The organism is Marinobacter sp., assembly GCF_014859525.1.
Classification (GTDB): Bacteria; Pseudomonadota; Gammaproteobacteria; order Pseudomonadales; family Oleiphilaceae; genus Marinobacter.
This window is the reverse complement of record NZ_JACUUB010000088.1, coordinates 1-9,555: the sequence shown is the minus strand read 5'-3', so window position 1 is coordinate 9,555 and position 9,555 is coordinate 1. Positions and strand designations below refer to the sequence as shown.

Annotated in this window: 9 protein-coding genes; 1 reads left to right on the top strand and 8 read right to left on the bottom strand. The window is 56.7% G+C overall.

Annotated features, from left to right (window positions below):
- Positions 1 to 38: 38 nt before the first annotated feature.
- The 4 genes from IBX51_RS13210 to IBX51_RS13195 all read right to left on the bottom strand — a co-directional run bounded on the left by IBX51_RS13210 (position 39) and on the right by IBX51_RS13195 (position 5,117).
- Entirely contained in the window at positions 39 to 2,036 is a 1,998-nt protein-coding gene (locus IBX51_RS13210; RefSeq protein WP_291831751.1) for a glycosyltransferase, read from the bottom strand.
- A 2-nt stretch (positions 2,037 to 2,038) separates the two neighbouring features.
- Positions 2,039 to 2,944: a lysophospholipid acyltransferase family protein gene (locus IBX51_RS13205; protein WP_291831750.1), complete on the bottom strand. Its 906-nt coding sequence runs from the start codon at positions 2,942 to 2,944 to the stop codon at positions 2,039 to 2,041.
- A complete protein-coding gene (locus tag IBX51_RS13200; RefSeq protein WP_291831749.1) occupies positions 2,941 to 4,362 on the bottom strand; it encodes a mannose-1-phosphate guanylyltransferase/mannose-6-phosphate isomerase in 1,422 nt (473 codons plus the stop codon). The genes IBX51_RS13205 and IBX51_RS13200 overlap by 4 nt, the downstream gene beginning before the upstream one ends.
- An 83-nt stretch (positions 4,363 to 4,445) precedes the next feature.
- The gene (locus IBX51_RS13195; RefSeq protein WP_291831748.1) at positions 4,446 to 5,117 is read right to left on the bottom strand and encodes a YrbL family protein; all 672 of its coding nucleotides are present in this window, start codon (positions 5,115 to 5,117) and stop codon (positions 4,446 to 4,448) included.
- A 24-nt stretch (positions 5,118 to 5,141) separates the two neighbouring features.
- Between IBX51_RS13195 and IBX51_RS13190 the strand changes: the two genes are divergently transcribed.
- Positions 5,142 to 5,804, top strand: coding sequence for an SGNH/GDSL hydrolase family protein (locus IBX51_RS13190; RefSeq protein ID WP_291831747.1), 663 nt, complete (start codon positions 5,142 to 5,144; stop codon positions 5,802 to 5,804).
- Here IBX51_RS13190 and IBX51_RS13185 read toward each other — a convergent pair.
- The 4 genes from IBX51_RS13185 to IBX51_RS13170 all read right to left on the bottom strand — a co-directional run.
- Positions 5,785 to 6,789 carry a glycosyltransferase gene (locus IBX51_RS13185; protein ID WP_291831746.1) on the bottom strand — a complete coding sequence of 335 codons (1,005 nt, stop codon included), beginning with the start codon at positions 6,787 to 6,789 and terminating at the stop codon, positions 5,785 to 5,787. The two genes, IBX51_RS13190 and IBX51_RS13185, sit on opposite strands and share 20 nt — an antisense overlap.
- Complete coding sequence (locus IBX51_RS13180; RefSeq protein WP_291831745.1) at positions 6,786 to 7,904, bottom strand: glycosyltransferase family 4 protein; 1,119 nt, start codon at positions 7,902 to 7,904, stop codon at positions 6,786 to 6,788. The genes IBX51_RS13185 and IBX51_RS13180 overlap by 4 nt, the downstream gene beginning before the upstream one ends.
- Positions 7,901 to 8,863: an ELM1/GtrOC1 family putative glycosyltransferase gene (locus tag IBX51_RS13175; protein ID WP_291831744.1), complete on the bottom strand. Its 963-nt coding sequence runs from the start codon at positions 8,861 to 8,863 to the stop codon at positions 7,901 to 7,903. Before IBX51_RS13175 ends, IBX51_RS13180 begins: the two co-directional genes overlap by 4 nt.
- A 15-nt stretch (positions 8,864 to 8,878) precedes the next feature.
- A partial coding sequence (locus IBX51_RS13170; protein ID WP_291831743.1) for a lipid A biosynthesis acyltransferase occupies positions 8,879 to 9,555 on the bottom strand: 677 nt, incomplete at its 5' end.

The window sequence follows — 9,555 nt, the reverse complement described above, 5'->3', positions numbered from 1 at the left end:
GGTCATCGCCAAAGTTAAGTTGGTCATTTAAGCGCTTATCAATCTTCATTTGATTCGCTATCACCCGTTCGGCTCAACGTCCACAGCCCGGCATATTTGTTAAACGTCACCTGTCCATAAAGAACGGCCTGCAGATACCCGACCGGCCCGTCAAGAAAGCCAAAGCGAACAATATAGACTTGGATGAACGTCAGCAATCCGCGGAATGAGGCGTACATCAAGGTTCGTGACCGCTTACCCTGCCGGTGCTTCTCTTTAGATCCCAGCCAGGCGTATTGAGCGCCTTTCAGCAAGGCATGTCCGAAATCGCGATGGGTGTAATGGGTTAACCGGCCACGCAGGGTGCGCACGGAGCGGCCTTCCGGAATGAGAATGCGTTCGTGCACGAGCGCTTCGGAGAAGCGAACGCCCTCTCTTCGGAACAGGCGTAACGGGGCGCGCCCACTGCGGCCAAAGTCCAGTCGTTTGCCATAGATAGTGACTGCCCAAGGGAGCTTATAGGCGTCCGCATCGGGATCCGCCAGCACGTGGTTTATTTCCCGGGCAAGTTCAGGAGTAATGCGTTCATCCGCATCGATCGAGAGAACCCATTCGCCGCTCGCCTTCTCAAGAGCCCGCTGCTTCTGAATGCCAAAGCCGGGCCAATCAGTCACTTCCACCACGTCAGCGTATTGCCTGGCTATTTCTGCAGTGTTGTCTGTGCTGCCGCTGTCCAGAACAATGATCTCATCCGCAACGAGTCGAGCCGATTGCAGGCACTCGGCAATATGATCTTCTTCGTTCTTGGTGATTACAGTCGCTGACACCTTGACGGTCCGCTGCCGGGTGTATGACGCGGTTAGCTCATTAAACAGGGCTGTAGCTACCGCTGCCACAGTCAGTAAATAAAAGGTCAGGAACAGTGAACGGTCGAATGTCGCTTCGGTCAGACCAAATAACAAATATGCGGTTGGGATCATTGCACCGGCAACCGCAAGAATGGATACGTTTCGGTTGCGATCTGATTTTTGTCGGATAAACACAACAAATGGGACAATGAGTAGCAATGCCCAGCTCAAGACACCGACACTCCCCTTGGTCGCGGCCAGGTTCATAAGATCACTATGAGCGTGGCCTGTGCAGCAGCTCAGAAATGCCGATGATTCTTGAAGGCGTGCGGCTTTGTTATAGCCGCTGAGCCCGGCTCCGATTATGGGGCTTTCAGTGAATTGTTCCCAGGCAACACTCCAGGCCTGGAAACGCAGCTCGACACTGCTATCAAGCTCGCCTGCTTGAATGGCTTCAATACTATCGGTAAATCGGTCGCTGCTGAATGCGGAACCGAGACCGATCAGCACAATCAAAGCGAACGCCGCGAATTTCTTTTTCCCCGGAATCAGTAGAAGGAAAAAGCAAAGCAGAACTGGCAGTGCGACAAGATTACTTCTTGTCTGACTGGCCAACGCGATCGCTAATGCAGTGATGCCAAGGAGCATGGCCAAAGTGGCCAGTGTCTTCTGCCGGTTAGCATAAAAAAAGAAGCCCCCAAGCAGCGAGAATAGTGCGCAGAGAAGGGCAATGTTGCCAAACTGGATTGGATTGATGCCAGCACCGAAGCGGCTCTGAAGAACCTGGTTCAGATTCCATGAATGGGTGCTCAGCTCCCAGATAAATAGAAGAGTGATTACCGTCGAAGCAATCAACGCTGCAGTAAAAATAGTTTTTGCTCGCACGTTGGCACCGATGAGGGCGATGGCCAAGGGCCAAAACAGGATGAATCTGGCGTGGGTTTCCAGAGTTTTTCCGCCCTCGCGCCCAAAACCTTCGATCATCCAGCTTGCCACACTCGTCAGGACAAAGAACCAGAACGCAAAGTGAATCAGTCGAAGCTCTTTCGGTGTTTCCCAGCCCCGCTCGATGAGTGTTCGCGATTTGATGAGGTATCCGCCAATCAGGGCAAGCAACAGCACGCTTCCCGCGATCAGACTAGACGATACAAATGCTCCCGCCAGAGCCAGAAACAGCAGTGCTTGAGAAATATTCTGACGATTGATCATGCCTAGCAGGTCCGGTCGGGATAGTATGGGTTGATTTCTCCAGGCGGCCGGTGCCTCAGTCTCTTGTACTCCCACTGATACTGTTCCGGTGCCATGCGCACTACCTTTTCCACTGAGCGGTTCAGTGCGGTCGCGCCAGCGACGACATCAGCGTCGCCGTTGCCGGGTTCGGCTTCCGTCACGACGATTCGGAACCCGTCGCCGCCAGGCAAACGTTCGGCGTAGGTCACCAGAACATTGGCGCCGGTTTTTTGAATGAGTTTGTTGACCAGCGTCATGGTGCGTACTTCCATGCCGAAAAACGGTGCAAAGGCGTTGGTTTTGCCTCTGGGGGACTGGTCCGGGAGAATGCCCGCCACGCCACCTTCTTTCAGAATGCCCATCAGGCGCATCAGGCCTTTACGATCCCCGCGCACCAACTCAGAACCCAGGCGGCCCCGAACCCGGATCATGTAGTCCTCGAATTCCTTGATGTTGGGGGGGCTGTAGAGCGCGGCCATTTTGTAGCGGGAAGAGAAGAACAGCCCGGCCAGTTCCCAGTTCCCCAGGTGGGGCGCCAGCAGGATCAGACCCTTGCCGGAGGCGAGGGCGTTGTCCACCAGCTCGAGGCCTTCGGTGTCTTTGATCAGAGCCAGGCATTTTTCGACGGGCCATTCCCACATCAGCGGGATTTCCAGTGCCGTCATGCCGGTGTGCGCCATCGAGTCTCTGGAAAGCTGGTGCTGCTGTTCCGCGGACAGCTCTGGCAGGCAGATCCGGATGTTGGTGTCGGTGGTTTTGCGGGATCGGCCGCCGAGTTTCCAGGCCAGCAGTCCCAGCCATTTGCCAATGAACTGAGCGGCACCCAGAGGTAAGGCGCCGGCAATCCGCAGGAAGCCGGCGATCAGGAAATACTTCAGTTTGCTCATGACCTGCCGTACCGATCCTCGAAGCGCACGATGTCGTCTTCACCCAGATAGGATCCGGACTGCACTTCAATCAGTTCAAGGTCAATCACGCCGGGATTTTCCAGAGAGTGGACCTGGCCAACCGGAATGAAAGTGGACTGGTTTTCGGTCACCAGATAGGTTTTTTCACCGTTGGTGACTTTGGCGGTGCCGCTCACCACGATCCAGTGCTCGGCGCGGTGATGGTGCATTTGCACCGACAGCTTGGCGCCAGGCTTTACCGTGATGCGCTTCACCTGGTAACGGGTGCCGTTGTCGATGGAGTCATACACCCCCCAGGGCCGGTACACTTCCCGATGGTTCATGTGCTCGTGGCGACCATCACTCTTGATGCGCTCAACCACTTTCTTGACGTCCTGCACCTTGTCCTTGTGGGCAACCAGCAGGGCGTCTTTGGTTTCGATAATCACCAGATCATTGACCCCGACGGTAGCGACCAGGCGGTGTTCAGCCCGCACCAACGTGCTTTCGGTGTCGTGGGCGATGACATCACCGCTGAAGCTGTTGCCGTTGGCGTCTTTCTCGGACACTTCCCAGAGCGCGGACCAGGAGCCAATATCACTCCACCCAGCGTTCAGGGAAACCACGGCCGCGTTGCTGGTTTTTTCCATCACGGCATAATCGATGGAGTCTTCCGGGCATTCGGCAAAGATGCTTTCGTTGATGCGGGTGAAGTGCAGATCTTCACTGGCGTTGTCCACCGCGGCCTGGCAAATCGCCAGAATCTCCGGGCGGTGTTGTTGCAGCTCAGCCAGGTACTGGCGCGCGCCGAACATGAACATGCCGCTGTTCCAGAGGTAGTCACCGGAGGCGAAGTATTCTTCAGCGGTTTCCAGGTCGGGTTTTTCAACGAAGCGGTCAACACTGTAGCTGTTTTCGGCCAGTTCCGGCCCTTGCTGGATATAGCCATAACCGGTTTCTGCATGGCCGGGCACGATACCGAAGGTCACCAGTTTGCCTTGCCGGGCCAGAGGAATCGCTTGGCGAATACCCTGCTGAAAGGCGGCAACATCCTTAATCAGGTGGTCGGCTGCGAGCACCAACATCAACGGATCATCATCGTTATCGGCCGAGGCCTTCATCAGTTGCAGTGCCGCCAGCGCGATGGCCGGGGCGGTATTGCGGCCACAGGGCTCCAGAATAATGCGGGCATCTTTGTAGCCGGCCTGGCGCATTTGTTCGGCCGCCAGAAAACGGTGATCTTCGTTGCAGATCAGCAGCGGATCGGCTGATTCCATGCCATCCAATCGGGCAACTGTGAGTTGCAGCATAGACAGTCGGTCATCGGTCAGTTTCAGGAACTGTTTCGGGTTCAGTTGCCTGGACAGCGGCCAAAGGCGTGAGCCGGTGCCTCCGGCCATGATGACGGGGTGAATCATATGTGCACTCCGGGCGGTTAAATGGTTGCCAGTCAGGCTAAAAGTCATTGGTTGGATATGTTAACACGCAGAACTTGTCAGTTTTATCTTAAGCGTTGGAAATCTTCCCAGGACAAGCCTTCGCTGTGTTGTTCCCAGGCCAATCGTTTTCTGAACCTGTCGATCTTTCTGTCGAGATAATGCGAGCTCCAACCCGGCACGGACGCCAATGCCCGGGGGATGGTTGGAGCTCCCAGACCATCCACCAGAAATAATTGGGAGCGGCCACTCCGGTCCGTGACAACCAGGTTATGAGGGAGCAGATTTCTGGTGAGTATTCGCGTTTGTTTCAGCCAGTCGAGAAATTCTCCGATGCCTTTTTCCAGTTCTGGTGTCAGGCCATGATCTTGCATCACTGTTTCGAGCGTTGGCGCAACACTGCCATCAGCACGGCGAATCAGTTCGCTGTCGTTGGCCTCGCCAAGGGAGGTTTGCACACGTCCATAGAACCTTGGAAGATGCGCCCAGACAAGGTTTTCAAGCCCTGTAGCGAGCAGCTCTCGTATCGCATGCTGATTGTGCGCGATGATCTCCTGGGTGTTATCGTTGAGCCGATTGGTCCCTAAAAGCTGCTTGAGACGCGATTGCCTTTGGGCGCGGGCTGCAATATTTTCCGGGCGAACGATCTTCAGGCAGCGGGCTGAATCTAAAGGGTGTTCGTAACACAGGCGATTGTAGCCCTGTGCGAACGGCAACTGGTTAGACAGATCTAGCATGGTTTCATTATTTGAGGCGAAAGAGTGAATCGGGCAATAGCATACGGGGATTGCAACACAGAAGGGCTTAAAGGTGAACGTTTCCTTTTATGGCCTGAGATTGTTTGTGAATCGGTGGCGTTGGAATTAACCAATTGCGGCCACACCATGAGCACGACTCGGGAGCTGCTTGAGTACAATCGTACTTTCCCCGCTTCCCAATACGCGGTTGCTTTCGTCCAATATGGCCTGGTGGACTCCTGGCTGACGTTTCGTGGGGCGCCCTATGTGCTTTATTACCCTGATTACCCCCTGCGTAAAATGGCCCGAAAGCTCGTTAAAAAGCTCAAGAAGCTGGCGCGGGTGTGGCAGTTGCAGAAGAGGTTGGGTGCCGTTGAGCAGGTGCCGTTATCAGAGTACACGGATAACCTTCATAAAGTGATTTCATCGGCGCCCCAGACCCGGTTTGTCCTTGTTGCAACGGCGCCCAATCTGGACGAGCCCCGGAACCCGAGGATCAAGGTTTACAATGAAGCCTTAGCCCGGATTGCGGAAGCCTGCGACCATGTAATGTATGTGGATATTTATGAGGACATCTGGGCGCATCGCGACATCACTCTCATGGAGGACGGTACTCACCTCACAGCTGCGGGGCATGAACGGATTGCGGCGAAGATTATTAGCGCACTCAAGGACGTTCAGCGATAGCTTTTTGATAGACGTTTAGCGTTTGCCTGGCCATGGTTTTTAGCGAGAGCTTATCAGCAGCGAATGTCCGTGCTTCGGTCTGTTCCGAGGCCAAAGATGACGTGTCTTGCCTTAGCAAAGCAGCAAACCGCTTCGGGTCTTCACCATGGAAGATATGCTTTTCAGGCAAGACTTCATTGGCGATGGGGACGTCGGTTGAAATCACGGGTTTGCCGAGCAATAGCGCTTCAGCACATACATAAGAAAAGCCTTCCCTTTCAGAACTGATCACCACACCATCGGCCGCCGCCATCAGTGCGGGAACATCGGTGCGGAAGCCAAGCAGTTTGACTGTGCCTGACTGGCAGGTTGAGCTGATCAGGTCAGCAAGTCGCTGCCGCTCAGGTCCATCGCCCGCTATGAGCAGTGTTCCCGGGCAATGTTGAAAGGCTTTGATGAGAAACTCGAAACCTTTGACTGGCACCAGCCTGCCCACGGCTAACCAAACCGGTCTTTCTGTTTCTGCCGGAAGCAGGGCTGGCGCCTGGGGAATAACCGAAACGCCATTGTAGATGACCGTAACGCCCGGTTGGGCGATGTCTGTTGCGAGAGCCTGACTGACGGCGATCAGCTGGTGAAACGTATCGGCTCTGGGATAACGCGATTTGAAGCCGTGAATGGTCGCCACTCGCATCCGGCCCTTCGTAAAAGGTGCCAGCCGCTGAAGAACGAAGGCTGCTTTCGTGCCCTGCGCATGAACAACATCGAAACCGCTGGCCCGAATCAGGCGAAGGACGGTGAGTAGCAGAAAAGGAGAGTTGCGTGAACCACCGGTATCCAGTGCCTGAGTTTTTACCGTTGGTTCAATGCCTGAGAGATGCTGTGATGCAGCGGCCAACGTTACTGAGTGGCCCAGTCCTGCCAGCTCGCAGGAGAGTTCCCGGGCGTGTTTTTCCATACCGCCGACACCGGAACTGTCCGAGAGCATCAGCATCAGAATGTTCACAGAGCAAGTTCCTGCCGCGCTGCCACCAGGTTTTGATAGACGGCAAGGGTCGCCTCCGTCTGCGTCCGCAATAAAAACCGCTCCGGCAATTCAATCTCCGGCCGGGGCTTATCCAGCAAGCCCAGTACTGTGCTCGCAAACGCTCCGGTATCATCCTGCGTCACAAGCCCGCTCGTGAAACAGGCCTGCAGGGTTTCTGCTGCACCTCCCCGGTTGTAGGCCACCACCGGCGTGCCGGAGGCTAAAGCCTCGGTAACGGTTCGCCCGAAAGGCTCGGGCTTGGTAGACATATGGCAGACCACATCGGCGAACAGGTACAGGTTGGTCATGTCGTTGCGCTGGCCGAGGAAGGTGACCTTATCGGTCAGGCCTAACCGGCTGCGCTCCTTTTCAAGCTCCTGCAAGAAGCGTTCTTTTCCCGGCTCGGCTCCGCCGACGATGATGCCGTGGCAGTCCGGCCGCTGGCGCACAATGCGGGCCATGACTTCCAGGTAGTCCAGCTGGCCTTTCCAGCGGGAGATGCGGCCGGGCATCATGATGATTTTCTTGCCAGCCAGTTGAGGAAAGCGGGACAGCAGTATGTCCAGCCACTGGTCGTTAATGGTTCGGTGGCGGAAGGCATCAATGTCTACGCCACGTTGAATGACGGTGAGTTTGCTCTCTGGCACCTTGAAGTTTTCCAGCACATAGGCCCTAACGCAGTTAGACACCGCAATTACGTGGTTGGCCTTGGCCATGATGGCGCTGTAGGGATTGACGGAGTACATGCCGTGGAAGGTAGAGACCACGGCGGGCTGTTGGTCGGCCGGCAGAGTTCTCAGGGCCAGATGGATAATCCACGCGGGCATTCGGGAGCGCACGTGAACAATGTCCGGCTGTAGTGCCTGTAACAGCTTGCGCATGGGCAGAATCTGTCCGAACGAGGCGGGCGTTTTGCGGTGAATGGGCATGTGGATATGGGTAGAGCCCTGGCCCCGAACCTGTTCCGCCATAGGGCCGCCGTTGGAAACCACATAGGACTGGTGTCCACGCTTGACCAGCTCGGCGGCAAATTCCACGGTGCCCCGCTCCACGCCGCCGCTGTAAAGCGCCGGAAGTGCCTGGAGAATCTTCATTGCCTGGCCTCCTTTCCTGGTGTTTGGAAAGCGGCCAGATAGTTGTCCGCCACCCAGCGGGCGGCGCGGTCGGCTTCCCAGAGTCGGTCATGTTTTTCAGCCTGTTCGGCCATCACGCTGGCGTGGTCCGCCCAGTGTGCAACCAGCCCCCGCTCAGCCAGGCGCTTCACTCCGCTCGCTACGCGGCTGTTGGAGTGGGCGTTCAGGTTCAGCAGGCCGGTGGGCACACCGGAGGTGGCCGCCTCGCACACCATGGAAATGCTGTCCGGTGTTACCCAGACGGCGCGGGATGCGGCGAGCTGATGGCTGAGCCAGTCATCGTGGGTGCGGGAGTGCTGCACCACAGAGATTTTCAGGCCTTGCAGCTCCGCCAGTCGCTCGGAGGTGATCGCCGGCGTGCGCCGGGAGTCGCTGATGGTCCATCGCCATTGCGGGTAGCGTGCGATAAGGTCACTGACTTGGGATGCGATGGCATCGTCGTCCCAGTCGTAATGTTGGGATGGTCCGCCCACCAGGACCAGCGCTTCTGGCTTGCTGGTCAATCGTGCCAGTGGTGTGACGGCGTTAATCACGCCTTCGGTCAGCAGGGTATTGCGGCTGGCTTTCACGCCATCATGGGCAGGAATAATGGCGCCATTCACCCAGCCGAGTGGAAAGCCGGGCTTCATCAAAACCAGTGTTTTGGCTTTGCGGTATCGCCTGAGTGCGAGCAGCAGGCGGTGGGTGCCGGTGCCGGCGGCGATGATCAGGTCCGGGCCCGGCAGGGTGGCGTCCATGGCCGGGGCAACACCCAGCAGCGCGCGCCACAAAGGCACAGGGTATTCGGTGGCATTGATCCAGTACTGGCTGGCCCCGGTGAGTACACGCAAGCGGTTGATCAGTCCCTTGAGCTGATTTTTGTGGCCGGGCTTGTTGTCGGTTACTAGCCAGATAACGGGTGCCTGCGCGTCTGTGCCCACAATGTGCTCCTTGTGTTATTTCTTGCGCTCATAAAATCCGGGGTCATCCGGGTCTGGTCGGGTTTTGAAACGTCGGTGCATCCACAGATACTGATCCGGCGCCGTGCGGATTGCCTGCTCAATGGTGGCGTTGGTGCGGGTGGCATCCTGCAGGTCGTCACCACTCGGAAAGTTGTCCAGGGTCGGATGAAAGTAGATGTCGTAGCCGGGCTTGTCGTCCCGACGGAAGTGGCTGAACGGCAACACCTTACAGCCGCTGCGCTCGGCAATGCGGGAGGTGGCGGTAATGGTGCCCGTCGGGATTCCGAAAAATGGTGCAAACACGATGTCTTTGCGGCCGTAATCCTGGTCGGTGGCGTACCAGACCATGCGGTTCTGTTTCAGGCTGCGGAGCAGGCCGCGAAGGTCTTTTGAACCCAGCACATTGCCATACCGGCGGCTGCGGGCCCGGGTCATTACGGCGTTCATCAGCGGGTTGTTATGGTCCCGTTGCATGACGTCGGATTTGACGTACTCGGTTGCAAGAGCGCCGCCCAGGTCGAGCGTGCTGTAGTGGCCGCCGAGCAATAACACGCCCTGACCGGCTTCCAGTGCTTTATGGTAATGCTCAAGGCCGTGAACCCGGGTGATGTTTTTAAGTTTTGCCGGGTCCCGGAACCAGGCGATACCGATCTCCATAAGGCCAATGCCAT